23 protein-coding genes are annotated in these 24007 nt (G+C 69.9%); 13 read left to right on the top strand and 10 right to left on the bottom strand.

Going from position 1 to position 24007, the window contains the following annotated elements:
* Nucleotides 1-127: 127 nt before the first annotated feature.
* From J2853_RS25455 to J2853_RS25415, 9 genes are all read left to right on the top strand, one after another.
* Nucleotides 128-1015: an alpha/beta hydrolase gene (locus J2853_RS25455; RefSeq protein WP_307562099.1), complete on the top strand. Its 888-nt coding sequence runs from the start codon at nucleotides 128-130 to the stop codon at nucleotides 1013-1015.
* A gap of 5 nt (nucleotides 1016-1020) precedes the next feature.
* Nucleotides 1021-2034, top strand: coding sequence for an N-acetylglucosamine kinase (locus J2853_RS25450; RefSeq protein WP_307562097.1), 1014 nt, complete (start codon nucleotides 1021-1023; stop codon nucleotides 2032-2034).
* Nucleotides 2035-2216: 182 nt separating this feature from the next.
* Nucleotides 2217-2576, top strand: coding sequence for a YbaB/EbfC family nucleoid-associated protein (locus J2853_RS25445; protein ID WP_307562095.1), 360 nt, complete (start codon nucleotides 2217-2219; stop codon nucleotides 2574-2576).
* Entirely contained in the window at nucleotides 2576-2962 is a 387-nt protein-coding gene (locus J2853_RS25440; protein ID WP_307562093.1) for a YbaB/EbfC family nucleoid-associated protein, read from the top strand. Before J2853_RS25445 ends, J2853_RS25440 begins: the two co-directional genes overlap by 1 nt.
* Before the next feature lie 281 nt (nucleotides 2963-3243).
* Nucleotides 3244-3543, top strand: coding sequence for a hypothetical protein (locus J2853_RS25435; protein WP_307562091.1), 300 nt, complete (start codon nucleotides 3244-3246; stop codon nucleotides 3541-3543).
* Nucleotides 3543-4568, top strand: coding sequence for a hypothetical protein (locus tag J2853_RS25430; RefSeq protein ID WP_307562090.1), 1026 nt, complete (start codon nucleotides 3543-3545; stop codon nucleotides 4566-4568). Before J2853_RS25435 ends, J2853_RS25430 begins: the two co-directional genes overlap by 1 nt.
* Nucleotides 4569-4898: 330 nt before the next feature.
* Nucleotides 4899-5150: a hypothetical protein gene (locus J2853_RS25425; protein ID WP_307562088.1), complete on the top strand. Its 252-nt coding sequence runs from the start codon at nucleotides 4899-4901 to the stop codon at nucleotides 5148-5150.
* 271 nt (nucleotides 5151-5421) lie between these two features.
* The gene (locus tag J2853_RS25420; protein WP_307562086.1) at nucleotides 5422-5730 is read left to right on the top strand and encodes a hypothetical protein; all 309 of its coding nucleotides are present in this window, start codon (nucleotides 5422-5424) and stop codon (nucleotides 5728-5730) included.
* 90 nt (nucleotides 5731-5820) lie between these two features.
* Complete coding sequence (locus J2853_RS25415; protein WP_307562084.1) at nucleotides 5821-7017, top strand: cation:proton antiporter; 1197 nt, start codon at nucleotides 5821-5823, stop codon at nucleotides 7015-7017.
* 73 nt (nucleotides 7018-7090) lie between these two features.
* Here J2853_RS25415 and J2853_RS25410 read toward each other — a convergent pair whose 3' ends face one another.
* Nucleotides 7091-7975, bottom strand: a complete 885-nt coding sequence (locus tag J2853_RS25410; RefSeq protein WP_307562082.1) for an NAD(P)-dependent oxidoreductase — start codon at nucleotides 7973-7975, stop codon at nucleotides 7091-7093.
* Between the two features lie 113 nt (nucleotides 7976-8088).
* Here J2853_RS25410 and J2853_RS25405 point away from each other — a divergent pair, with 113 nt between their 5' ends.
* Nucleotides 8089-8685, top strand: coding sequence for a CGNR zinc finger domain-containing protein (locus J2853_RS25405; RefSeq protein WP_307562080.1), 597 nt, complete (start codon nucleotides 8089-8091; stop codon nucleotides 8683-8685).
* Between the two features lie 121 nt (nucleotides 8686-8806).
* Here J2853_RS25405 and J2853_RS25400 read toward each other — a convergent pair whose 3' ends face one another.
* The 4 genes from J2853_RS25400 to J2853_RS25385 form a co-directional block, all read right to left on the bottom strand.
* A complete protein-coding gene (locus J2853_RS25400; protein ID WP_307562077.1) occupies nucleotides 8807-10687 on the bottom strand; it encodes a propionyl-CoA synthetase in 1881 nt (626 codons plus the stop codon).
* Between the two features lie 122 nt (nucleotides 10688-10809).
* The gene (locus J2853_RS25395; RefSeq protein ID WP_307562075.1) at nucleotides 10810-11796 is read right to left on the bottom strand and encodes a carbohydrate kinase family protein; all 987 of its coding nucleotides are present in this window, start codon (nucleotides 11794-11796) and stop codon (nucleotides 10810-10812) included.
* A gap of 132 nt (nucleotides 11797-11928) precedes the next feature.
* Nucleotides 11929-14670: a PEP/pyruvate-binding domain-containing protein gene (locus J2853_RS25390; RefSeq protein ID WP_307562073.1), complete on the bottom strand. Its 2742-nt coding sequence runs from the start codon at nucleotides 14668-14670 to the stop codon at nucleotides 11929-11931.
* The gene (locus tag J2853_RS25385) at nucleotides 14639-14962 is read right to left on the bottom strand and encodes a MarR family winged helix-turn-helix transcriptional regulator (protein WP_307562072.1); all 324 of its coding nucleotides are present in this window, start codon (nucleotides 14960-14962) and stop codon (nucleotides 14639-14641) included. Before J2853_RS25385 ends, J2853_RS25390 begins: the two co-directional genes overlap by 32 nt.
* A gap of 3 nt (nucleotides 14963-14965) precedes the next feature.
* Here J2853_RS25385 and J2853_RS25380 point away from each other — a divergent pair, with 3 nt between their 5' ends.
* Nucleotides 14966-15220 carry a peptidylprolyl isomerase gene (locus J2853_RS25380; protein ID WP_307562070.1) on the top strand — a complete coding sequence of 85 codons (255 nt, stop codon included), beginning with the start codon at nucleotides 14966-14968 and terminating at the stop codon, nucleotides 15218-15220.
* 36 nt (nucleotides 15221-15256) lie between these two features.
* Here J2853_RS25380 and J2853_RS25375 read toward each other — a convergent pair whose 3' ends face one another.
* The 4 genes from J2853_RS25375 to J2853_RS25360 all read right to left on the bottom strand — a co-directional run bounded on the left by J2853_RS25375 (nucleotide 15257) and on the right by J2853_RS25360 (nucleotide 18305).
* Nucleotides 15257-15940 carry a pentapeptide repeat-containing protein gene (locus J2853_RS25375; RefSeq protein WP_307562068.1) on the bottom strand — a complete coding sequence of 228 codons (684 nt, stop codon included), beginning with the start codon at nucleotides 15938-15940 and terminating at the stop codon, nucleotides 15257-15259.
* A 54-nt stretch (nucleotides 15941-15994) separates the two neighbouring features.
* On the bottom strand, nucleotides 15995-16669 hold the full coding sequence (locus J2853_RS25370) for a hypothetical protein (protein WP_307562066.1): 675 nt from the start codon (nucleotides 16667-16669) through the stop codon (nucleotides 15995-15997).
* A gap of 141 nt (nucleotides 16670-16810) precedes the next feature.
* A complete protein-coding gene (locus tag J2853_RS25365) occupies nucleotides 16811-17383 on the bottom strand; it encodes a hypothetical protein (protein ID WP_307562065.1) in 573 nt (190 codons plus the stop codon).
* Between the two features lie 67 nt (nucleotides 17384-17450).
* Nucleotides 17451-18305 carry an alpha/beta fold hydrolase gene (locus J2853_RS25360; RefSeq protein WP_307562063.1) on the bottom strand — a complete coding sequence of 285 codons (855 nt, stop codon included), beginning with the start codon at nucleotides 18303-18305 and terminating at the stop codon, nucleotides 17451-17453.
* Between the two features lie 223 nt (nucleotides 18306-18528).
* On the opposite strand from J2853_RS25360, the gene J2853_RS25355 reads away from it, so the two are divergent.
* Both J2853_RS25355 and J2853_RS25350 read left to right on the top strand, forming a co-directional pair.
* Nucleotides 18529-18900, top strand: coding sequence for an STAS domain-containing protein (locus J2853_RS25355; protein ID WP_307562061.1), 372 nt, complete (start codon nucleotides 18529-18531; stop codon nucleotides 18898-18900).
* A gap of 882 nt (nucleotides 18901-19782) precedes the next feature.
* Nucleotides 19783-20073 carry a MerR family transcriptional regulator gene (locus J2853_RS25350; protein ID WP_307568810.1) on the top strand — a complete coding sequence of 97 codons (291 nt, stop codon included), beginning with the start codon at nucleotides 19783-19785 and terminating at the stop codon, nucleotides 20071-20073.
* 292 nt (nucleotides 20074-20365) lie between these two features.
* Here the strand turns inward: J2853_RS25350 and J2853_RS25345 are convergent, their stop codons facing one another.
* The gene (locus tag J2853_RS25345) at nucleotides 20366-24001 is read right to left on the bottom strand and encodes a CARDB domain-containing protein (RefSeq protein ID WP_307562059.1); all 3636 of its coding nucleotides are present in this window, start codon (nucleotides 23999-24001) and stop codon (nucleotides 20366-20368) included.
* Nucleotides 24002-24007: the final 6 nt, after the last annotated feature.

Below are 24007 nucleotides of genomic sequence, written 5' to 3'. Positions count from 1 at the left end.
AGAACCGGCAACCGGACCAACGATCGGACGATCCGAAGGAAACGGCACGGGCCGGTGAGGCGCGGGACGCCCGGCCACGGCCGGGCTGTTTTGGCTTCCGGTGCGCGGGCCGTACAGACTTGGGGGTATGTCAGAGAAGGTGAAGTTCACGGTCGACGGCGTCACGCTCGTCGGCGACCTGCGGGTTCCCGCGACCCCTGGCCCGCATCCCGCGCTTGTTCTGACAGGGCCGTTCACCGGAACCCGGGATCAGGTCATCGGGCTGTACGCGTCCAGGCTGTCCGAGGCGGGATACGCGACGCTGGCGTTCGACCACCGGAACTGGGGCGAGTCCGGCGGCGAGCCACGATGCCACGAGGACGCGCAGGGCAAGCTGCACGATCTGCGAGCCGCCGTCTCGCTGCTCCGCTCGCGGCCCGAGGTGGACGGCGAGCGGATCGGCGCGGTCGGGATCTGCCTCGGCGGGGGCTACGCGCTCAAGTTCGCGGCGTTCGATCCCCGGGTGAAGGCCTTCGCGGGCATCGCCGGGGCCTACAACAACCCCTACGGCATGCGCGCCGGGATGGCACGGGCCGAGTACCGGAAGGTGCTGGGCTCCCTCACCGAGGTGCTGGAACGCCAGGACCTCGCCGGGCCGGTGGAATACCTGCCCGCGGTGGCGCGGGAGGGGGAGGCGGCCATGCCGGGTGAGGAGCCGTTCGCCTACTACGGCACCGCCAGGGGTGCTTCCGCGCACTGGCGGAACGAGGTGACCAGGTCCTCCGTCCGCGAGCTGATCGTTCTGGACAACATGACCGGCGCGGACTTCCTGTCTCCCAAGCCCGGCCTGATCGTGCACGGGGTGGTGGATGGCTTCTGCTCGCCCGAGGGCGCGGAGGAGGCGTACAAGCGGATGGACGAGCCCAAAAGGCTCCTCTGGCTGGACGCCAAGCTGCACACCGATCTCTACGACGCCGAACCGTACGTCACCCGGGCCGTGGAGGCCGCGGCCGCGTTCTTCGGCGAACACCTTTGATCGCGATGTTCGTTCTGGGACTGGACGTCGGCGGCACGTCCTCACGCGCGCTCCTGCTCGACGCCTCGGGGCGGCGGGCCGGGTACGGCAAGGCGGCGGGCGGCAATCCGGCCGCCCACGGGACCGAGGTGGCCACCGCCAACATCGGCAGGGCGCTGGAGGCCGCTCTGTGCGGGATCGACCCCGCGCGGGTGGCCGGGGCGGTCATCGGGATGGCCGGGGCAGGGGCGCTGGAGCGGCCGGTGTTCGACCTGATGTGGGCTTCGGCCGGGCTGCGCCCCGCCCCGCGGGTGACCGGCGACCTGGGCATCGCGTTCGCCGCCGGGACGGCGGAGCCGTGTGGCACCGTGCTCATCGCCGGCACGGGGGCGATCGCCGCCAGGATCGAGGACGGCGAACCGGCGGTGATCGCCGACGGGCTCGGCTGGCTGCTGGGAGACGAGGGCTCGGGGTTCTGGCTGGGACGGGAGGCGGCCCGCGTCGCCGCCCGCGCGCTCAGCCGGGGCGAGGCGGACGGCCCGCTGGTCCGCCTGGTGGCCGGCGCCCTGCTGGGCGGCGAGGCCGCACGGAACGGCGTTCCGGGGAGAGACAGTGCTCCGGAGATCGGCGTGGGGGCTGCCGGGACACTCGCGGGCATGCGGACGCTGGCGATCAAGCTGGTGATCCAGGCGCAGTCGCGTCCTCCGCTGGAGCTGGCCAGGCTGGCGCCCCTGGTCAGCCAGGCGGCGGCCGAGGGGGACCCGGCCGCGCTGGAGATCGTGGACACGGCGGCCCGGCTGCTCTGCCGGACGGTGGCCGAGGTGCGCACGGCGCGGGAGGGCGGTCCCATCGTGCTGGCCGGAAGCGTGCTGACCAGCGAGGGGCCGGTGTGCTCCGCCGTACGGGAGAGGCTGGGGGCCGGGGCGGTCCTGGCGGGCGACGGGGCCGGGGCGGCGGCGTGGCTGGCGGGGCGGGAGGTGTTCGGCTGGGATCCGGTGACCGCCGCGCGGCTGCACGAGCGGATCGTCTTGGGCGGGTGAGCCGCGCCGGGTGGGCGATCAGGGGTGCGCAAGGCCAAGCAGCCCGCTGCTGAGGATCGGGGCGCCACCATGTCAACATAAGTCCCATTAACATCTGACTGAACAGTTCCCTATCAGAGATCATCGATACGGGGGGATCCGAAATGCCCTTGCCACCCGAAGTTGGCGAAGATGCCCATTACATGGAGCAGGTCATCGAGCAGACCGAGACGGCGCTGAGCCGGCTGCGCCAGGCCAAGCACCTGATCGGAGAGGTCGAGGGAACGGGCGAAGCCGCCGAGGGGCTGGTCCGCGTGACCGCCGACGGCAGCGGCTCTCTGACCAAGGTCGACATCAACCCGCGGGCCCTCCGCCTCAGCGTGGCGACGCTCGGCAATGAGGTCACCGAGGCCATCCGGCTGGCGCAGCAGGACGCCGCGCAGCGCACCGGCGAGATCATCGAGGACGCGGCCGCCTCGGCGGGAATTCCCCAGCCGCTGGACGAGACGTTTGTCCGCGAACGGGTTGAGGCCGCCGCCCGCGACATCTACCGGCAGTCGTGATGTTCGGGTACGACGTCGATCCGAGCGACATCCGCCAACGGGATATCGTCAAGGCCGAGGAGCAGCTCGACAGGTTTCAATCTCTGCTCGCGGCCCAGGAGGAGCAGCTGACAGAGATCGTCGGCACGGGCGAAGGCGATAGTGGGCACGTGCGCGCGACCGTGGCGTCCGACGGCCGGGTGATCGAGGTCGCCCTTGATCCGCGCGCGGTCAAAGGCGGCAGTGAAGCCCTGTCGGAGCAGATCCTCCTGGCGGTGCACCGGGCCCGGCAGAACGCGCAGCGCCAGGCCGACAGCCTTCTCCGCGAGACGCTCCAAGAGGCACTCCCCGGTACGTCCATCGACCTCACTGCTATATACCAGCAGGCGAGGAGCATTCTGGATTAATGCGGGTAGTGGTGGGGCTCTTCCACCGTCAGGTTCGAAGGTGCCAACCAAATTGCCCCTGGACGAAGGAAAAGCCCTGTGGAGGCACCGTACGACACGGATGTCGCCGCTGACATCCTCGCGGAGGCGAGGACCACATTCAACTGTCTGATCGGACAGCTCACCGACCCGGTGACCGGCACCGCTCTGGCCAGGCCAGACACCGGAAGGCCACACCCTGCGCGTGTCCTGAATGTTTATTTTCATGCGTCATATGGGGATGAAGTGGCTATTGTCAAGACATGAATTCGGGGTTTGAAGCGAACGGGGAGACGCTGGAACAGCGGGCGTCACAGGTACACAGCTACGCCGCAGAGTACGAAGCGGCAGTACGGCGGCTGCGAGAGTGCGGCGCCGAATCATGGGGGCCCGACCCGGTCTTCTCGGTGCTGAACAAGATATGGGCTGACTGCTGCCATTCCATGGTCGAGGCCAGAGGCGCCGCGTCAGGTGTGATGTACGGGACGGGAGACGGCATCGTTCGGACGTCTCGTAACCTCGAGGCCGCGGACTACGCCAGCCAGATACCGGGGATCGACTGATGGCCATAATGCTGCCACCGATGCTGCTGACGGTCAGCGACTTGTCGGGCGTGTGGGTTCCGCACGTCGACGAGGACATCATCCACGCCCACGGCGATGCCGCCCGCGTCGCGAACGCCGACTCCGAGAGGGGGGCCGGCGGGGCCGACACCGCCGTACGGAGCACGTCTGACTCGTACAAGGGCGGAGCGGCTACCCAACTCCAGAGCTACCGGCAGACGATGGGCGACGAGACCGGCCACATGGCGCAGATCTCCACCGCGGCGAAAGTCGCGCCGGTGGCGCTGGACGGCATCGGGAATGTGGTGTCGGGCACGAAGGTAGCGATCGCCACCGTCTTGTCCGCCGCTACGGTACGCCTGGCCTATACCTCGTTACTCGGCCCCGGGGCAGGACCGGCGACCATACAGACCCTGCTCGCCACCCGGAACGCAGGCATGCGGATCGTGCGCGAGGTTGCGGAGGGCATCGAAAAGCGTATCGGTCCCGGGATGACGGAGCGGCTGAAGGGGCCCCTGGACCGCGCCGCGGAGAAGCTGCGCCTCCCCGGAGGACCGGGCAGTCCCGCGCTCGCGGGCGTCGGCCATGCCCGGATACCGCCTCCGAGAGCCAGGAACGCTTTCGATGAGAACCCTGGCATCCTGCAGCGCGGCGGCAGCAAGGGCGGCCGCGGCGGCGGCCGAGGCCGTACGGAGGCCGATCAGCCACTCAGCAAGAATGAGGAGGAGGCGGTGAAGGCGAAGGAGAAGGGGCTGCCTTACGACCGCAGAGCCTTCAACAACGCGATGCAGAAGCACAAGAAGCAAGAAAAATTCCAGGGCGACCGGAATGCGCAGAAGCGCGGCAGGGGGCCCCAGGAGGAGACCTCGAAAGAGACCCCGGTGGTGCCCCGGGCGGAGACCCGGAGGGAGAAGAGGGCGCGGGAGCGGCAGGAGCGGCAGGCACAGCAGGACGGCAGCAACGCCGCCGACACAGGGTACAACTCCAACCCGTACGGGTCGGACGGAAAGAGGAAGAAGTGGTAGCGGCAGATGCAGACCAAGCAGGCTATGCTCCGCTCAAGCGAATCCTCACGCATCCGACTGCCGGCGGCATTGTGGCCCAGCGGCCAACGACCTGCTCAGCGAGCCTGTACGCGGGACGCCCCGTCGAGAACCTCGTCGGATTTCTCCACCGCGGTATCCCGCCGACGGCGGCCACGAGGAAGGGCAGGCGGACGTGGACGCCAAGGACTCCGGGCGACCTTATGACCGTAGGCCGTTCGACCGCGTGCGGTGCGGAAGCAAAAGAAGCAAGAAAAATTCCAAGGCGACCGGAATGCGCGGAAGCGCGGCCGGAAAGGGAAGAAGAAGTAGATGGCTGACCGGGTCGGGTACCAAACGCAGCATTTCTCGCTGAACAACCCGAAGGGCGAGGGGCAGGAAGACGTGCCCACGTTGCTGCGCAGGCTCGCCGCCACTCTGGAGGAGATGGGCAGCATCGACATCCGCGATCTGGTCTTCCACACCGACACCGACGACGAGGGCGATCCCTGGCCTTTCGTGACGGTCTACTTCGACGACGAGTCGAAGGAGCCGCCGGCCGGTAACGGATACGGCCTGCGGTGACGTGACGTTGCCCCGGTCATCTTCGGTATGACCGGGCACCGCCGCGCCGCGCCGGTTCTCACGGGGGTCGGTCGGTTCGACCGGCTGTGCCCGCGGTGGCGCAGATGGTCACGCATCTGTCGACTCCACCAAGCCCGCGCGCTGATCAGCCACCACCGAAGACGCGGCGACCCACCACCCCACGATCTGCGAAGGTAGCACCCGGCACCGCAGCTAATCTGACAAATACTGATAAAATGGTGGATAATTCCACCAAGCGTTAGGGTCTGGTTTGTCGCGGAAGGTCGTCGGTGCGGTCGCGGCCCTGCTGCTGGCCATGTTCGCCGTCGTCTACGCGCCCCTCTCGAAGCCCGTGGACCACCCGGCCGCCCCCAGCGCCGCGATCATGCTGGCCAGCGGGGTGGGACTCTCTCCGGGGCACCTTCATCCGACGCCCCACAACCTGTCACCGCCGGGCCCCGGCATCGCGCCGCCGGGCCCCGGAACGAGGGTCGCCCCGCTGCCCCCGACGCGGGGCCCCGTCACGCGGACCGTGAACGATGACAGCAGTCCCCGAGCGCCTCCGTCAAACGATCTCTGAGATTCGGTTCCGAGATCACTTGACGGAGGTTTTCCATGTTCCACGAATGTGTGTTCACCCTGCCCGGATTCTCCCTCGAAGGGGGTCCTCATGGCACTGGGTGACGCTCTCATCGCGCTCGGCGGGTCGTTCCTGGCCGCCGGAGTCATCGCCAGGCTCGGCACCCGGATAGGGCTGCCGACCATCCCGCTGTTCATGCTCGCGGGCATCATCTTCGGCCCGCACACCCCCGGCCTCGCCCTGGTCGAGAATCCGGCGGATCTGAAGGTCATCGCCGCACTCGGCCTGATCTTCCTGCTGTTCTACCTCGGCCTGGAGTTCTCCCTCGACGACCTGGTCGAGGGGGGCAGACGGCTGGTGCTGGCCGGAGTCGTCTACATCCTGCTCAACGTCGGCGGAGGGCTGGCCTTCGGGTTCGCCGTCGGCTGGGGGACCAGGGAGGCGCTGGTACTGGCCGGGGTGATCGGCATCTCCTCCTCGGCGATCGTGACCAAGCTGCTCGTCGACCTCGGACGCCTCGGCAACCCGGAGAGCCGCCTCATCCTCGGCATCATCGTCGTCGAGGACGTCTTCCTCGCGCTCTACCTCGCCGTGCTGCAGCCGGTCCTCAGCGGAGCCGACAGCTTCGGCGCCGCCGCGATCTCCTTCGGCAGGGCGTTCGCCTTCCTGATCGTGCTGACCGCCCTGGCCCGGTGGGGCACACGGCTGGTCAACAAGCTGGTGAACACCAGGGACGACGAGCTGCTCGTGGTGATGTTCACCGGCCTGGCGATCGCCACCGCCGGGGTCGCGGAGGAGTTCGGCGTCTCCGACGCCATCGGCGCCTTCATGATCGGCCTCATCCTGAGCTCGACCAGGGCGGCGCCGCGCATCCGCAAGCTCGTCCACCCGCTCAGGGACGCCTTCGCCGCGCTGTTCTTCTTCGCCTTCGGCCTGTCCATCGAGCCGGGCGACATGCTCTCGGTGGCCTGGCCGATCGTGATCGCGGTGGTGATCACGTTGGTGCTCAACATCGTGGCCGGCGCGCTGGCCGCGAGGCTGAACTCCTTCGGCACACCGGAGGCGGTCAACATCTCGTTCACCGTGCTCTCGCGCGGCGAGTTCGCCCTGGTCCTGGCGACCATGGCGCTGGCCGCGGGGCTGGACGGCAGACTCGCCCCGTTCATCGCCGGATACGTGCTCGTGCTCGCCCTGCTCGGACCGCTGATCGCGAGCCGCTCCGAACAGATCACGCGCCTGCTCCCCGACCGGGGCCGGAAGGCCGAGAAGCGGGAACTCGTGTCCTAGGCGATCGGCCCCGAGCAGGCCAGGGCTGGGCCCCGTCGGCGGACTCCGCGTCACAGCTTCTGCGCGTTCATGATCAGGAGCCGGCGTCGTCCGTGCGCGCCCGCTGAAGTTCGGCGATGGACGCCCAGTCCTGTTCGGCGCGGCCCGCCGCGATCGTTTCCGTCAGCACGGTGCGCAGAACGTCTCCGACGGGCAGGACAAGACGGGCCTGTTCCGCGGCATCGAGTGCGAGGTTCACATCCTTCAGCCCGAGTGAGGTGGTGAACCCCGCCGGTTCGTAGGAGCGAGAGGCGATGAGCTCGCCGTAGCCCGAATACACGGTGCCGGGGAACAGGGTCGAGGTCAGCAGCTCGACGAGCGTCGACGCGTCGACGCCGGTGTGCTCGGCGAGGCTGATCGCCTCGCCGAGGGATTGGACGGCGGAGGCGATGAGGTAGTTGCCGAGGATTTTCACGATGTTGGCCTGCTCGGGCCGGTCGCCGAGTCGCCAGGTGCGGACTCCGATGACGTCCAGGAACGGCTGCACCCGGTCGATCAGGGCCGGGTCACCGGCGGCGAGGACGTTGAGGAGGCCCGCCTCGGCGACGGGAACACGCCCGAACACCGGGGCGGCGACATAGCCGACGCCGTGCCGGGCGTGCAGGTGCGCGGCGTGCCGGGCCAGCCCGGTGCTGACGGTCGCGAGGTTGACATGCACCGCGCCCTCCGGCGCGCCCGACAGAAGGCCGGGATCGAGGAAGACGTCGGTGACGGACCGGTCGTCGGCCAGCACCGAGAACACCACGCCCGACGCGAAAGCCTCCGACACGTTCCGGGCCGGACGCGCGCCCGCCGCCACGAGGTCGGCGACCGGCTGCGGGCCGCGATTCCACACGGTGACCTCATGCCCCGCGGTGAGCAGGTTGCGGGCGATGGGCTTGCCCATCGCGCCCAGACCGACGACGGCGATCGTGTTCATTGATTCCTCTTCGTGAACGATGGAGTAGAACCGTCTTAGACGGTTCAACACTGCCATGGGTGGTACCGTCTGTCGAACCGCTTCAGATGGTTCGACAACGGGAGGTGAGTCCGGTGGTGAACGCGTCGGATTCCGGCCGGGACGCTCGCGAGGTGTTCCGGCTCGACAACGAAACCCTCGCGTTCCGCTTTACCGCGACCGTCAGCTCCCGGCGCGCCGACCCGTTCGAGCGACTCACCACACCGGAACGGCTCGACCTCTGGCTCGACGCCAACGGGCTTCGGCTCGGGTCGAAGACGGCGTGCGCCGCCGACCTCGCGGCGGCGCACGCGCTCCGGGAGGCCGTATACCGCGCGGGGAAGGCCGTCGCGGACAGGCGGAGGCCGGACCCGGCCGACATCGCCGCGGTCAACGCGGCGGTCCGGCAGGGCAGGGCCTACCTCGAACTCGGCGAGGAGAGCGCCCGCTGGCGCAGCGACGGTCCCGCCCCCGTCGGCGACGCGCTCGCACTCATCGCCGAGAACGCGATCCAGATCCTGGGAGGTCACGATCGTCAGCGGGTGAAGGCATGCGAGGGCCCCGGCTGCGGTGGTCTCTATCTCGACACCAGCCGAGGCGGCAACCGGCGGTGGTGCTCCATGAACACCTGCGGCAACAGAGCCAAGAAAGCCGCCATGCGCGTACCGCGGAGGCAGACCCCGCCGACGTGATCGCCGCGGCTCGCCTGGGCACGGACACGCGGGAGATTCGTACGGGTTCCGGTACCCGGGAGGGTCGTACGGACGGGGGCGCCCGGTGGCGGCCGGGTGCCGGATCCGGTGGCGCGGCCTCCTACGGCTTCCGGTTCGGTCCGATGATCGGGCGCAGGACGTCCAGCACCGCCGCGTCCTCGATGGTCGGGGGCGCGGGCTCGTCGGCGCCCTCGGCGATCCCGCGCATGGTCTTGCGCAGGATCTTTCCCGACCTGGTCTTCGGCAGCGCGGGGACCACGTCGACCTTCTTGAACGCGGCCACGGCCCCCACCTGGTCACGGACCGCCTGGATCAGCTCGGCCCGCAGGGATTCGAGGTCGGTGTCCACCCCGCTCTTCAGCACCACGAAACCGTGCGGGAGCTGGCCCTTCAGGTCGTCGGACACCCCGATCACCGCGCATTCGGCCACCGCCGGATGCGCGGCCAGGACCGCCTCCATCGACCCGGTGGACAGCCGGTGCCCGGCGACGTTGATCACGTCGTCGGTGCGGCCCATCACGAAGAGGTAGCCGTCCTCGTCCAGGTAGCCGCCGTCGCCGGTCAGGTAGTGGCCGGGGAAGGCCGACAGGTAGGACTTCACGTAGCGCTCGTCGTCCTGCCAGAGCGTGGGAAGCGTGCCGGGAGGCAGCGGCAGCCGTACGCAGATCGCGCCCTCCTCGCCGGGGGCGCAGTCGGCGCCCGAGGGGGTGAGCACGCGCACGTCGTAGCCGGGGACGGGCACCGTGGGGGAACCCGGCTTGATCGGCATGGGTTCAAGGCCGCGCAGGTTGGCGGCGATGGGCCATCCGGTCTCGGTCTGCCACCAGTGGTCGACGACGGGGACGCCCAGCTTGTCCGACGCCCAGTGATAGGTGTCGGGGTCCAGGCGCTCTCCGGCGAGGAAGAGCGTCCGCAGCGAGGAGACGTCGTAGCCGCCGAGCAGGGCCGCGGACGGATCCTCCCTCTTGATCGCCCGGAACGCGGTCGGCGCGGTGAACAGCGCGCTCACCCCGTGTTCGGCGATCACCCGCCAGAACGCGCCCGCGTCGGGCGTGCCGACCGGCTTGCCCTCGTACAGCACCGTCGTGGCGCCGAGCAGCAGCGGGCCGTACACGATGTAGGAGTGGCCGACCACCCAGCCGACGTCGGAGGCCGTCCAGAACACCTCGCCGGGGTGGATGTCGTAGATGTTCGTCATGCTCCACAGCAGCGCCACCGCGTGCCCGCCGTTGTCGCGCACGACGCCCTTCGACCGGCCGGTGGTCCCGCTGGTGTAGAGGATGTAGAGCGGGTCGGTCGCCTTCACCGGGACGCACTCGGCCTCCTCGGCCTCCGCGCTCGCCCAGTCCACGTCCCGGCCGGGCACGAGCTCCGCCGGGAGCTGCTCACGCTGCAGGATCACGCAGTGCGCGGGCGGGTGTTCGGCCAGGTCGAGGGCGGCGTCCAGCATCGGCTTGTACGGCACGACGCGGGTGGGCTCGATCCCGCAGGAGGCCGAGACGACGACCGTGGGCCGCGCGTCGTCGATCCGGACCGCGAGCTCCCTGGGCGCGAACCCGCCGAACACCACCGAGTGCACCGCCCCGAGCCGGGCGCACGCCAGCATGGCGATCACCGCCTCCGGGATCATCGGCATGTAGATCACCACCCGGTCGCCCCTGCCCACCCCGAGGAGGCGAAGCACCCCGGCGAACCTCGCGACCTCGCCGAGCAGCTCGGCGTAGGTGTGCCTGCCGGAGGTCCCGGTGACGGGGCTGTCGTAGATCAGCGCGACCCGGTCGCCGTGCCCCGCCTCGACGTGTCGGTCGAGCGCGTTGAAGCAGGTGTTCAGCTCCCCGTCGGGAAACCAGCGGTACAGGGGAGGGTTCTCCGCGTCCAGGATCCGGCGGGGCGCCCTGGTCCAGGTGACCGCCTCGGCGGCCTCGGCCCAGAAGCCCTCGGGGTCGGTGATGCTGCGGGTGAAGGCGTCAGCGTACGACATCACGCCATCATCCTCCTTGCCCGGCCGCTTGGTCGAGACATCCCCGCCGCCGGGTCGTGCGTCGCCGTCCGGGCGCTCGGCCGAGCCGGATCACGTGCCCGCGGCGGGGCGGCCCCGGCTCCTCAGCCGCCCGGGCGAGCGGTCCCGCCGGTCAGGTCACGTGCCCAGGGCGGGTTGGCCCCGGCCACGGAGCAGGTGAGCGCGGCGACCCGGGCGGCGAAGGCGGCGGCGTCCGTGGCCCGGTCGAGGTCGAGATCGCCGAGCCGCCCGCCGAGCAGGCCGGAGGTGTGCAGCCGGTGCAGGAGTCCCGCGGTGAAGGAGTCGCCCGCGCCGACCGTGTCGACCACGTCCGTGGGAGGCGCGGGCACCGTCGCCCGCTCGCCGTCGAGGGAGACGATCGCCCCCCGGGAACCACGAGTGATCACGATCAGGCGGGCGCCCGCGGTGTGCCAGGCGTCGCAGACCCGCTCGACGGGCTCACCGGGATGGATCTGCTCAAGGTCGTCGTCGCTCAGCTTGACGATGTCGGCCAGCGCGCACCATCGGGGCATCCGCTCCCGGTAGACGGCCAGGTCGACGAACCCGGCGCGCACGTTGGGGTCGATCGAGACGGTGGCGCGGGCGGCGGCCCCGGCCAGCAGTTCCTCGACTACTCCGGCGCCGGGGGCGCGGACCAGGGCCAGGGAGCCCGTGTGCAGGCAGGAGACGTCGCCGAGCCGTTCGGCGGTCAGCTCCGCGGCGGTCCACTGCCAGTCGGCGGAGCCCTCCGCGTAGAAGGTGTAGACGGCCTGTCCCGACTCGTCCAGGGTGGCCACCGCCAGCGTGCTGGGCTCGCCGGCGGTGACGCAGCCGGTCAGGTCGACCCCGGAGGCGCCGAGGTGCGCGCGGAACTGGGCGCCGAAGGAGTCGCGGGAGATCCGTCCGAGAAACCGGGTGGAGGTGCCGAGGCGGGAGAGCGCCACGGCGGTGTTCGCGGGGCTGCCACCGGGCAGGACGCGCAGGGTGAGCTCGCCCCGCGAGGCGCCGCCCGGCTCGCCCGGAGAGGCGCCTTCCGACACGAAGGCGTCGGCGACGCACTCACCGAGCACGGCGACCTGGCTGGAGGACATGGACCCGCCTTTCGAAAGGGGCACCGAACCGCCCGTCATCTGTTCAGCATCCCCCATGCCGTCCCGCGCGCCGTTCGTCGGATCCAGCCGTTCGCGCGGACGCTCGATCGCCGGGGGAACCACATCGGGGCTTCATGATGTGATCACGGCGCCCGAGGTGCCGTCGACGGTGATCACCTGGCCGGTGACGATCCGGTCGATCGCGTGGGCCACGCCGACGACCGCGGGAATGCCGTACTCGCGGGCGACCACCGCGCCGTGGGAGTTGGCGCCGCCCATCTCCATCACCAGGCCGCCCGCGGTGAGGAACAGCGGGGTCCAGCCCGGGTCGGTGGAGGGGCAGACCAGGATCTCGCCGGGCTCCAGGTGGGCGCCGATCGGGTCGAGGACCACCCTGGCGACTCCGGTGACGCTGCCCGCCGAGGCCGGGGTGCCGGTCAGCGCGCCGTCCACCGGCGCCTCCGTGGCGACGGCCTCCGGTTCGGTGCCGTCCGACAGGATGACGCGGGGCACATGCCGGCGGCGAAGCTCGCGGGCCGCGTCCTCGCGCCGCCCGGAGACGAGGGCACGCAGTGCGACGGGATCGGCCGAGGGGCCGAGGGCCGTCCTGACCTCGGAGAAGGTCAGGAAGAAGACGTCGTCGGGGGAGGACAGCGGGCCGCGGGCGGTCAGCTCGGCACCGATGATCACCAGCTCGGCGCGCAGGGCCGCCAGCGCGGTCACCAGGTAGTACTTGGGCAGTTCGCGAAGGCCCGCCAGGGCCCGCGTCCGGCCCAGGGCGAAGCGGATGACCCGCCCGCGCAGGCCGCCCGCGCGGGAGCTCAGAGTTTTGATCATGAGGGCGGCCTCGGCGGCGCCCCTGGTGAACAGCGCGGCGGGAGACATCGCCGGATCCTCCAGCCGGAGGTAGTTGGCCAGGACGCCGATGATGTGCGTCGGATCCTCCGACCAGCGCGGCACCCCGAAGTCGATCTCGGCGACCGCGCGGCCGCCGTAGACGGACAGGAACTCCCTCAGACCCCGGTCCACCACGCCGGGCAGCGACCCGTCGTGGAAGCGCTTGACGAGTTCGGCGGGGGGAGCGCTCAGCAGCAGCGACGTGGCGGCCTCGTCCGCGCGGATCCTCTCGGCCAGGTGCCACAGGGCCAGGTCCATCTCGGTGGTCACATTGTGCGGGAGCCCGCGCAGGACGGTCTGGAGCTCACCGGGACGGGCGCGGTCGCCGAGGAGACGATAGGCCAGGCCGAGCATGGCGAACCCGGCCGCCGCCCCCGGAAAGATCTCCGGCAGCACCGGGATGACCTGGGTGCCCAGTATCCGTTCGACGCGGTCGAGCCGCTCCAGGGGTGTGGCGTCCGCCGGGGACGCCAGCCGTTCGCGCAGAGCCGATCCCAGCAGGTCGACGTGCCTGTGCGCCGACTCGGGCTTCAGCAGGGCGTGCAGGGCGCGCGGCGGGATGCGGAACCGGACCGAGAGCCTGGCGACCCGGCGCAGGGTGGGATGCACGGAGCGCCGGGTCACGCTGAACCGCGGGTCGGTGAACAGACCGCGCAGGACCTTGGCCGACCTGGCCTCCATCACGTCGAGCACCCTGGGGAAGAGCGCCCGGCCGACCCTGCCGCGGACCAGCCCGGTGGCGTCGACGAACAACCGCCCGCCCGCCTCGGCGAACAGCGGCGCCCCGGCCCGCCGGTCGGGAACCGGGGCTCCCAGCATCTCGGCGGCGGACGACGACAGCAGCCGGAAGGCGGACATCCCCATCGGGGTGATCGGCGCGTAGAGACCCTGGGCCACGCTGAAGGAGAAGTAGATCCGGACGTTCTCGGAGGCGGCCGATCCCGCCGTGCCGTGGGGGGAGGAGAGGGTGCCGGCCACCCCGCGCGTCGCCTTTCCCGCCACCGCGGAACCGGCGCCGACGGCCGGTCCGGCGTGCCGGGGGATCGGGAAGAGGGTGGTGATCGGGCGTGACTGGGTCAGCCACAGCGTACCCTCGGCGTCGATGGCCCACTCGGTGTCCTGCGGGGATCCGTAGTGGTCCTCGACCTGGCGGCCGAGCTCGGCCAGCGCCCCGACCTGGGCGTCGGTGACGCACGGCTCCTCCATCGGGGCCTCGACGTGTTCGACGCCGCCGCCCGCCAGGGACCGTACGGCCAGCCGCTTGTCGCCGAGCCGCCGTTCGGTGATCCGCCCGGTGGCGACGTCCACCACGAAGTGGTCGGGGTTGACCGCGCCCGAGACCACGGCCTCGCCGAGGCCGGGACTGGCGTCGATCACCGCCTCGCGGCGCCGTCCGGTGACCGGGTTGGCGGTGAACATCACCCCGGCGACCTCGGATTGGACCATCTCCTGGATGGCCACGGCCAGCCGTACCGTGTGGTGGTCGATGCCGTTGGCGGCGCGGTAGGCGACGGCCCGGTCGGTCCAGAGCGAGGCCCAGCAGCGCCGGACCGCGTCGAGCACGGCGTCGGCGCCGATCACGTTGAGGTAGGTGTCCTGCTGCCCGGCGAAGCTGGCGTGCGGCAGGTCCTCGGCGGTGGCGGAGGAGCGGACCGCGACGGGGCCGTGCGCGCATCGCCGTACGGCGTCGGCGATGTCGTCCGGAACGGGCGCGGAGAGCACCAGGTCGCGGGCCCGTCCGGCCAGCGCGTTCAGGGCGGCGACGTCCCGGGCGGGCGTCGCGGCCAGCGTCGTGAGCACCTCTTCCAGACCGGCCCGCTCGGTGACCCGGCGGTAGGCCTCGGTGGTGACGCACAGGCCCGGGGGGACGGGGAGCCCGGCGGTGGTGAGCACGCCGAGGTTGGCCGCCTTGCCGCCGACGAGGGGCAGCATCTCTGCCGTGATGTCATCGAATTTCAGGATGAGCGGGGTGGACATGGGGGCGTCTCCTTGAGGCTTCGCCGAGCGGTGCCATCGCCCGGGTCACGAGCTCGCGTTCGTCGGCGGTCAGGTAGGCCATGACGTCAAGCTGGGCATCGGCCCTGGCGCGCTCGAACTCCCGAAGGAAGTCCGTGCCGTCCTTGGTGAGGGCGATCCGCCGGACACGGCGGTCACCGGGGTCCTCGTGCCGGTCGACCAGGCCGCGCCGTACGAGCCGGTCGACCAGGCGGCTGGTGGCCGACCAGTGCGTGCCCGCAACGTTAAGCCGGGCCGCCAAGGAAGTCAACAAGTGATGAAATTAGACCACGAGGCCGGAACGGACCCGCTTGGGAGGGCATGCCGGGTCGGGTGGATCCGTGCCGATGGCTCGCAGTTCTTCATCACGACCGTGCCGACGCCGTGGCTGGACGGGAAGCATGTCGTGTCCGGCGGCGTGGTCGAGGGCATGGACGTGGTGCGGAAGATCGAGGCTTTCGTGACCGACCAGCGGAGCAGACCTCTGACGAAGGTCGTCGTGAAGGACCGCGGGTGGCTGCCGGCGGCCTGAGGGCACACGCCCGCGGCCGGGTGAGGACGTGATCGCCTACTCCTCGATGGTGATCCCCATCGCGCTCGCCAGGCTGTAGACCAGCCCCTGCGCGTCCTGGCTTTTGATGGTCACGCCTCTGAGGCTGGTCACCCCGCTGATTTTCAGCAGCACGCAGTCGGCGAACCGGGCGCCTTCCATCTGCGCCCCGGAGAACTGGGCCTCCGTCAGGGTGCAGCGCTCGAACCGGACCCCTCTCAGGTCCGCGTTCTGGAAGTTGACCTCCGGCATGGCGCAGTCGCGGAAGACGACGTTCTTGAACGTCGAGAACCGGAACGCCGCCAGGTCGGCCCGGCAGGAGTCGAACGTCACGTCCTTGAACCCGCACTCCGACCAGGTCATGCCGGTCAACCGGCTGGCGGACACCCGGGTGCGGTGCATCGACGCCGACCGGGCCGCCATGCCCGACAGGTCGCAGCGCTCCAGCTCCACGTTGGAGAAACCGCCCCGGCGCATCTTCGTGTCCGAGAACCGCGTGTCGACGAACCGGCAGGTCTCGAACTCGACCGCGTCCGCGTCGCGGGACGACAGGTCGACCCCCCTGAACTCCAGTGACCGGTACACCCCGTCGTCCTCAAGGTCGTGATCGAGGAGCCCGGCGGGGGGAAGCGACGTCGCCACCTTGGGGGCGAGGGGCTCTTTCAAGCGCTGCGGCCGGGCGGAAGAGGTACGAGGAGGCATGCGGCGGAGCCTACCGACAGACCCGGCGAGGAGCCGGCCGGTGACAATCCTCGATCATCGAGATTCCGGAGGCCCGCCGGACGGGGAGGGTACGTCGAGGGCCGAGATGACGCGCTCGATCACATTGGCCCAGGGGCGGGCGGCCACCGTCGGGACGCCCGCCTCCGCCGCCTGTGCGGCGAGGCGGTCACCGTAGAGGGCGCTCACCCGGGCGCGCCGGAACTGTTCGCCGTGGCTGGGTTCGCGGTGCAGGTAATTCGCCACGATCTGGGCCTCGTCGGGCTCATGGAGGACCACGGCGGCGACCCGCTTCCCGGCGGAGACGCCGGCGAAGCTGCCGCGTGCGGCGAAACCGGGCAGCAGATAGTCCCCCTCGATGATCACAGGGGTGTCGGTCTCCAGATGGTTGCCCACGACGGCTTCCACCGCGGGAACGAGCGCCTCGGCGACGGCGACCTGCAGATCGACGATGTCGGCCGGGGCCAGTCGTGCGGCTTCGGGGTGGGTGCGCCAGTAGTGCAGAAGTGGCTGCTGCTCCGGCGTGGTCATGGCCTGCAGCGCCTCGACAAGATCGTCTACTTCCACGATCGGGATCCCGTAGTGCCGCGCCAGCGGATAGCTCACCCGGGTCTTCCCGGTCCCGGAGGCACCGCAGACGAACAGGACGCACCACGGGGGGTGACCGTCCGGCGGAACGAGGCCGTTCACCGCGATGACTTCCCTGCCCATGCTCATCCTCCCGTTCGACGTCACCGAGTATCGACATCGGCCGCTTCGCGCGCGACGCCTTCACGGGCTTCGGAAAGACCGTCCGTGAGCTTCAGGCCGGTTCGCCGTCAGAGGTCCGCGACCGGTGCCGCCGGGCCGGTTCTACGGCCGGCCGGCGACCTGGCTCGGCACGGTCTGGGACGGCATCCCGCGCCAGGCGAAAAAGGTGCAGCCGGCCAGGAGCGTCACTCCCGACAGCACGCCGCTGACGAAGGGCACCCATTCGAGAGCGGACGTCGCCGACAGGACGAGCCCGGCGACACCGAACAGGGAGAGGGCCACCCCGGGCAGGAGGATGCTGCGTTGCTTCCACGCCGGCGCCAGCGCGATGAAGTGGACGCCGACGACGAACGCGATCCAGGCGACGTTGGCCTCCTCCGGCCGTCCCCAGGCGCGAAGCGCCGCGATCCCGCCGAAGAGCAGGACGACCTCGCCGATGACGACCAGCACGTAGCCCCGGTTGAACATCTTCGCCGACCGTCCCGGAACGCCGGACGGCTGGGCGCCGCCGGTCCTCTCCCGCCTGACGGCGAGGAACCACATGACGATGACGCCGGCGAGACAGAGGAAGGCGACCACCCGGAGGAGGGTTCCGATCGCCGCGTTCAGGGGGGTGTGCGCGTTGACGGCCACAAAAATCGTCCCAAAAACCGCGCCGATCAATAATCCGGTCATCCGTTGCATGATGCGCGATCCTACAAGCGCACGATCGGCGAACGGACGACGGATGCTCGTCTGGGCGTCAGGACAGGAAGCCCGCGACGGCGTCGAGCCACGGGCCGGGCTGGTCGACGTGGGCCATGTGGCCCGCCTCCTCGATCACCACGGCGCGGGCGGAGGGGATCAGCCTCGCGGTCTCGTCGGCCAGAGCCACGGGGAAGATCATGTCCTGCCGGCCGTGGAGCAGGAGAATCGGAATGCCGAGGGCCGCGAGCCGCCGGGCCGCGTCCCGGTGGCGGGCGGTGGGCAGGTTTCCCGCCTTCCACGCGCGCATCCACTCGCCGGAGAAGTGGGCACCCGCCAGGCGGTCCAGGTAGGCGGGGAGCGCTTCCGGGCGCCAGACGTTCGCTCCCGCCCCGGCGATCGCCGCCGCGCGGGTGAGGTCCGGGCCGGACAGCGACGGGTCGGACCATACGGCGGCCTCCGGGGCACGCCGTTCCTCGCGTTCGCGCCAGCCGTCGAAGGCGTCCGGGGGCACCGGCAGGACGCTGCTGGAGGCGACGATCAGCCGCCGGACGCGCTCGGGCGCGGCCAGGACCAGCCGCTGGGCGATCAGACCCCCGTAGGAGAAGCCCAGGACGTCGACGTGTGGGGCGCCGAGCGAGCCCAGCAGGGCGACGAGATCGGTGGTGGCCAGGGCGGGGGTGTACCGGTCGGCGTCGAGACCGCGGGTGGAACGCCCGCAACCGCGCAGGTCCGGCAGGACCACCCGGTGGCGGCCGGCGAGTTCCACGAGCGGTTCGCGCAGATAGGTGTGGTCCCAGTCGGGGCCCCCGTGGATCACCAGCAGGGTGCGATCGGCGGGCCCCGGAGTCCGCGCGACGAACAGCTCCACGGTGGGTTCCGCGGATACGGCCACAAGGTTCTCGGTGAACATCCGGCCAGTGTTCCAGCTCCCTCGCGGCGAGGGCGGCGCCGCCGTTTGATGGGCGAGACGCACGCAGCGCATCGTCGCAGCTGGTGTGGATGTCGAAGGCGTGGCACTGAACGAGGTGCGACGTGTGGGGCGGTGCGGGCCGGAACCGGCCCACATGCATGGCCGTCCTTCATCGGGGTATCGCGGGATCCTCCAGCGGTGCGAGAGTGAAGGGCAGGGTGAGGTGGACGATCGAAAACAAGCGCTGCGGGTGCAGGTGACCCAGTACGAGCATTGCACCGTGTTAGAGATCGGCGGGGCTCTGGATTTCCTCACCGCGCCCATATTCGCCGACCACATTGACACGGTTTGGGACCTGAGCGAGGGCCCGTGCCTGGTGCTGGAGCTGTCCCAGCTGACCTTTTATGACTCCACCGCCTTGGCGGCGCTGATCTACCTGCTGCACCGCATCCAGGCCGCTCCCGCCGGTCGGCTCCTGTTGGTGAGCGTTCCCCGCAACCTGGAGCATCTCATGCGACGCACCGGTCTGCTGGCGTACTTCGAGTTGCGTGACAGCATCGAGCGGGCTGTCGCCGACCTGCTTCCCCCTGAGTGAAGACCCGTCGCTTACTTCACTTTCCGGGAATCGAAAATCTGTAGTGGTGGATGTAGACATCTGCGTCTGTTGAGGCTAGTGTTTCTGACATCGCAAGGAACGGATCCACGAGGGCAGAGCAGGACGTAGGCATCACGACGAACTGCCCGGACGGACGTGGATAGCAGTAGACGAGGCAGAAAGACGGGCAGAAGGTCGGACGTGCCAGGGCCGGAGCGGTTGAAGGGTCTTGGCCGTGGACGCGCTGCCACAGCAGTAGCAGCCGAGCAGTGAACGAGCACCAACGTCGGACGTGCCGGGACCAGCGCAGATGAAGGGTTCCGGCCGTGGACACGCAGCTGTAGCGAGTGATTGATGGGCAGAAGGTCGGACGTGCCAGGACCGAAGCGGTTGAAGGGTCCCGGCCGTGGACGCGCTGCCACAGCAAGTGATGCATGAGGTCAAAGAAGCAGAGATAGCGAAAGGAGCGTTGAACGCCATCGGGATCGCCCGTTGTCGGCGGAATTTTGCCGTACGGGTGCCGCGGCTCCACAGATTGGACGGTGGTCTACGGTCACGCATACGCGATCCCCGCATCCCCGCCCGCATCGGGCGGCCAATGCGGAAGAAACACACCGGCCCTGAGGGCCGGTAGATGGTGTTGAACCTCGTGGGCCCCGGCGCATCATGGCGCCGGGGCCCCTATTGGCATTCCGGGAAGGTTGTATGGATCAAACACCGAGGGCGTCGGCCGTTCGCGCCGAGCCCAGGCTCCGCGACACCGCCGACAAGGCTGAAACGGCCGGCAAGGCCGACACCGCGGGAAGGGCCGATGGGCTCCCCGCCACGCCGAGTGACATCTCCGGTCACCGGTTCGACGATGAGGACTACCCCGCCTACAGCATGGGCCGTGCCGCCGAAATCCTCGGCGTCACCCCGACGTTCCTGCGCAACCTGGGCGCCGCCAAGTTGATCGAGCCGCAGCGCTCCGAGGGCGGTCACCGCCGTTATTCGCGCTATCAGCTGCGCCTGGCCGCTCGCGCCCGGGAACTGGTCGACCAGGGCACCGCCCTGGAGGCCGCCTGCCGCATCATCATCTTGGAAGATCAGCTCGCCGAAGCCCTGCGCATCAACACCGAGCTCCAGCAGGCCCACGACCGGCGGCCCGACAGCTCCGGCCGCCGCCTGGCATGAGGGCCGGTGACCTGGCCCCTCATCGCAGCCGCACCGGTTGACGACCCGTTGCCTGCTTCGGGGTGCGGCCGGCGGGAGTCCTGATCGCCGCCCGGTGCCGGCCTCCCAGGCACCGGCTACACCGCCAAGGTCGCCGGGAACGCCGGCTGGATCCGCGTCGACCCGACCAGGGCGGAACACGGCACAGCCGTGCTCCCGGTGGGGTTTCCACCGGGAGCACGGCGCCTGGCCGGTCGTTCTCCGAGCTCCGGGCCTCACCCGGGCGCTCGTGCCGAAGCGGTCGCCGGAAGGACTAGCTGGCCGTGATCACGAAGCCCGATCCCGGCTGCGTCACGATGTTGCCGGTGGCCGAGTTGGTTATGGTCACGTTTGTCAGCGTCGCGTTGCCGCGAGCGCCGCTCATGGCCAGGATTCCGGCGCCGTTGTTGGACTTGTCGATCTTCACATTCCTGATCGCGACGTTCGGCATGTTGCCGCCGCCCGTCTTGAACTGGATGCCGTCGTAGGTCGAGTCGGAGATGTCGGTGTCACGGATGGTGACCCCGGTGATGTCACTGGCCTGCGGGAACAGCGTGATCGCCCCGAACTCCTGGTCCTCGTTCCAGAAGGCGCCACCCGTGCGGTAGAGCCCGTTGTTGGCGAGCAACGTGGTCCCCGAGAAGGGCAGGGGGCTGTGGTCGGTCGCCAGCATGATGCCCGGGTAGTTCATGGTGTCGTAGATCAGGTTGTTCTCGGCGGAGTTGTCGTAGCCGCCGTAGATCGCGATGCCGTTCGCCCGCCAGGGCAGCTGGATGGTGTTGTTGACGAAGTGGTTGTCGTGCGTGTTGTCGACGACCCGGTCCTTCACCGCCTGGTTGGCCCAGATCGCCAGGGCGTCGTCGCCGGTGTTGCGGAACGAGGAGTTGAAGACCCTGGAGTTCCGCGTGCCGTTGGTGAAGTTGATGCCGTCGGCGTAGGTGTTGCGGATGCGCATCCCGCTGAACTCGAGCCCGTCGCCGGGACCCCACAGGGCCGGGATGTTGTCGTAGTCGCGGCCGACCCAGGCGCCCACGTTGGCGTGCTCGATCCACACGTTGGTGATCTTGGTGTTCTCGCCGAACCGGCCGTTCAGGCCCACTCCGCCCTCGTCGTTGCCGTCCCCGCCGCGGATGCGGCCCGAGCCGAAGATGGCGATGTCGGAGATCTGGGTGTTGCTGTCGATGTCGAAGCCGAAGTTGCCCTCGTGCGGGTGGTTGATGCCGCCCACCACGTCCTGCGGCTCGGTCAGGGTGTACAGCTGGGAGTGCCACATGCCCGCGCCGCGGATCGTGACGTTGCTGATGCCCACCTGGTTCCACTGACCCCGGTTCAGCGGGTCGTCGGTGAGGATCTTCTGCTCCTGGCGCCACTGTCCCGCCGGGATCCACACGCAGCTGATGACGCCGTTCTGGTCGTCGGTGACCGCCCGCTGGATGGCGGCCGTGTCATCGAGCCCGTCGTTGGGCACCGCGCCGTAGGTCGTGATCGAGGTGCAACCGGCCGGCTGGCTCGCCGGAGGTGCCACCTGCTCCAGGTCGATCAGGTCGATGATGTAGAACGAGGCCGTGTCGGTGGCGTCGCGCTGCAGCCGGAACTTGGTGCCGGCCGGGTAGGTCTGCGTGAGCAGCGCGTTCGACTCGTCGAACAACCGCCGGGCGTCGGCCTGGGGGGTGTTCGACAGTGCCTCGGGGCCGTCGGTGTTCCCGTACAGCCAGCTGTGGCGTGAGGAGAGGGTCAGTTTCCGGGAGAAGGTGCCGTTGATGTACAGGCTGATGCTGGCCTCGATGCCGCCGCCGCCCGCGGCGTCGGGGATGGAGTTGCGCACCACGATCGAGTTGGAGGGGCTGGTCGAGGTGAACTCGACGTACTGCCCCGTGCTGTTCAGCCGCACCGACTGCCGGCCGGAGGACTCGGTGGCGAAGTTGGTGTGCCCGAAGGTGCGCACCGCGTCGGTCGTCAGCAGGGTGCCCTGGTAGCTGGCGGCCTCGGCCTCGTACTCGACGTACGGGACGGCCGCGCCGCGCCCGACCACGATCGCCTGCGAGAACGTGTTGTTGGTCTCGTTTGTCTCGGCGGCGGTGTTGGTCGCGTCGGCGGTGGCGGTGATGGTGGCACCGCCGCTGGTGGCGGTCCAGCTGCCGCCGATGGCCACGTTGACCGTCGCGCCCGCGGCGATCGACGGGGTGTTGGCGTTGAGAGCGGTGCCGCCCACCGCCACGCGGGTGACCGTGGTCACGCCCGACGCGGTGATGCCGCGGTTCTTCACCGCCACGCTGAACGTGACCGGTGCTCCGACGGCCGGATTCGGCGGGTTGGAGGTGACGCCGAGGACCTGCAGGTCGGGGCCGGGAGCCTGCGCGACCGTCAGCGGGGACGCCGCGGTGAGGGTGTTGTTGCCCTCGTTCTGCTCGAAGACCGTGTTGTCCGCGTCGACCCTGGCGCTGACCTGGTAGCTGCCCGAGGCGCGGGTGCCGATGGCGTGGGTCACCGTGGCGGTGCCGTTGACGGGCAGGGCGGGGATGGCGACGGTGCCGACCAGCGTGCCGTCGAGGGAGAGGTTGACGCTGTCCGCGGCGGAGGCCGCGGTGCCCCCGTTCCTGACCGTGGCCGACAGGGTGATCGCGTTGGCCTCGTTCGGGGAGGCCGGGGTCCACGAGAGGTTCGTGACCGTGAGGTCGGGGTTCGGGGCCGGGACACCGAAGACCTGGAACTCGGCGACCTGCCCGCCAGGAGCGCCGCTGTTGCTCGTGAACCTCAGCTGGACGTCGGCGACGGTCGCGGAGAGATTGATCGTGACCGAGTTGCCGGAGGCCGGGTTGAACGTGTAGTTCTGCGCGGACACCAGGTTGGTGTAGCCGGTGGCGCTCTGCTCACGGCCCAGGACCTGGATGTTCTGCGTACGGGTGCCCCACGAGGAGTCGGGGTTGAGCTTCACCACGACCGAGGTGACGGAGGCGTTCGCGCCCAGTTTCGCGGTGAGCGTGCTGGGCTGGCCGTTGCCCTCCCAGTAGGTCGCCGTGCTGTTGTCGTTCGCGTTGGCGGCGACGAACGTGTGGACGTGGCCGGACTCGACCATCTCCTTGCCGATCGCCAGGTTCGAACCGGGGTCGCCGGTGCCGTTGCGGGTCACGGAGTTGCTGTTGGCCGAGGTGTTGCCCGCCGCGTCCTTGGCCCGCACGAAGTACGTCACGGTCGCCGACGCGGGCTGGTTGTCGGTGTAGGTCAGCACGTTGCCGACGCTGCCCCGCAGCTGGTTGTTGGCGTAGACGTCGTACCCGGTGACGCCCACGTTGTCCGTCGAGGCGTTCCAGGCCAGCCTGATCTGGCCGGTGGCCGGCTGGGTGAAGGCGAGGTTGCCGGGAGCCGACGGGTTCTGGGTGTCACCGCCCGTGGGGGTGGCGGCGTAGATCTCGAACTCGGAGATCTGCGCGGCGGGCCAGCCGGTGTTGGCGGTGATGTTCACGCGCCAGTACCGATGGCTCGCGGCACCGAAGTTGATCGTGACGGTGTTGCCGGTCGCCGGGTTGAACGTGTAGTTCGCCGAGGCCACGACCGTGCTGTAGTTGATGCCGTCGGGGCCGCCCTGGACCGAGAGCGTCTGGGTGCGGGTCTGCCAGGCGGTCGGCGCGGGCACTTTCAGGACGACCTGATCGACGCTCGTGGAGGTGCCGAGGTCGACCCGGGCCCACTGCGGGAAGCTGTTGTTGTTGCTCTCCCAGTAGGTGGCCTGGTTGCCGTCGTTGATGGCCGACACCGGTTGTGCGCCCAGGGAACTGCTGGCCTGGGTCGCCTTTCCCGGCGACAGGTTGGGTCCGCCCGCGGCGGAGGCCGGGACGACCGACCCCACGACGAGCAGGCCGGCGGCGACCATGGTCGCCACCAGCCGTAACGGTCGGTGCAGTTTTCTCATTCGCGT

This window comes from Streptosporangium lutulentum (genome assembly GCF_030811455.1).
GTDB classification, from domain to species: Bacteria; Actinomycetota; Actinomycetes; order Streptosporangiales; family Streptosporangiaceae; genus Streptosporangium; species Streptosporangium lutulentum.
The sequence above is the reverse complement of the archived record's forward strand: the minus strand, read 5'-3'. Positions and strand labels throughout refer to the sequence as shown.

Coding starts and splice junctions, on each gene's coding strand:
- J2853_RS25455 (WP_307562099.1), top strand. CDS start 128: ATGTCAGAGAAGGTGAAGTTCACGGTCGACGGCGTCACGCTCGTCGGC.
- J2853_RS25450 (WP_307562097.1), top strand. CDS start 1,021: ATGTTCGTTCTGGGACTGGACGTCGGCGGCACGTCCTCACGCGCGCTC.
- J2853_RS25445 (WP_307562095.1), top strand. CDS start 2,217: ATGGAGCAGGTCATCGAGCAGACCGAGACGGCGCTGAGCCGGCTGCGC.
- J2853_RS25440 (WP_307562093.1), top strand. CDS start 2,576: ATGTTCGGGTACGACGTCGATCCGAGCGACATCCGCCAACGGGATATC.
- J2853_RS25435 (WP_307562091.1), top strand. CDS start 3,244: ATGAATTCGGGGTTTGAAGCGAACGGGGAGACGCTGGAACAGCGGGCG.
- J2853_RS25430 (WP_307562090.1), top strand. CDS start 3,543: ATGGCCATAATGCTGCCACCGATGCTGCTGACGGTCAGCGACTTGTCG.
- J2853_RS25425 (WP_307562088.1), top strand. CDS start 4,899: ATGGCTGACCGGGTCGGGTACCAAACGCAGCATTTCTCGCTGAACAAC.
- J2853_RS25415 (WP_307562084.1), top strand. CDS start 5,821: ATGGCACTGGGTGACGCTCTCATCGCGCTCGGCGGGTCGTTCCTGGCC.
- J2853_RS25410 (WP_307562082.1), bottom strand. CDS start 7,975: ATGAACACGATCGCCGTCGTCGGTCTGGGCGCGATGGGCAAGCCCATC.
- J2853_RS25400 (WP_307562077.1), bottom strand. CDS start 10,687: ATGTCGTACGCTGACGCCTTCACCCGCAGCATCACCGACCCCGAGGGC.
- J2853_RS25395 (WP_307562075.1), bottom strand. CDS start 11,796: ATGTCCTCCAGCCAGGTCGCCGTGCTCGGTGAGTGCGTCGCCGACGCC.
- J2853_RS25390 (WP_307562073.1), bottom strand. CDS start 14,670: ATGTCCACCCCGCTCATCCTGAAATTCGATGACATCACGGCAGAGATG.
- J2853_RS25380 (WP_307562070.1), top strand. CDS start 14,966: ATGAAATTAGACCACGAGGCCGGAACGGACCCGCTTGGGAGGGCATGC.
- J2853_RS25375 (WP_307562068.1), bottom strand. CDS start 15,940: ATGCCTCCTCGTACCTCTTCCGCCCGGCCGCAGCGCTTGAAAGAGCCC.
- J2853_RS25370 (WP_307562066.1), bottom strand. CDS start 16,669: ATGGGCAGGGAAGTCATCGCGGTGAACGGCCTCGTTCCGCCGGACGGT.
- J2853_RS25365 (WP_307562065.1), bottom strand. CDS start 17,383: ATGACCGGATTATTGATCGGCGCGGTTTTTGGGACGATTTTTGTGGCC.
- J2853_RS25360 (WP_307562063.1), bottom strand. CDS start 18,305: ATGTTCACCGAGAACCTTGTGGCCGTATCCGCGGAACCCACCGTGGAG.
- J2853_RS25350 (WP_307568810.1), top strand. CDS start 19,783: ATGGGCCGTGCCGCCGAAATCCTCGGCGTCACCCCGACGTTCCTGCGC.
- J2853_RS25345 (WP_307562059.1), bottom strand. CDS start 24,001: ATGAGAAAACTGCACCGACCGTTACGGCTGGTGGCGACCATGGTCGCC.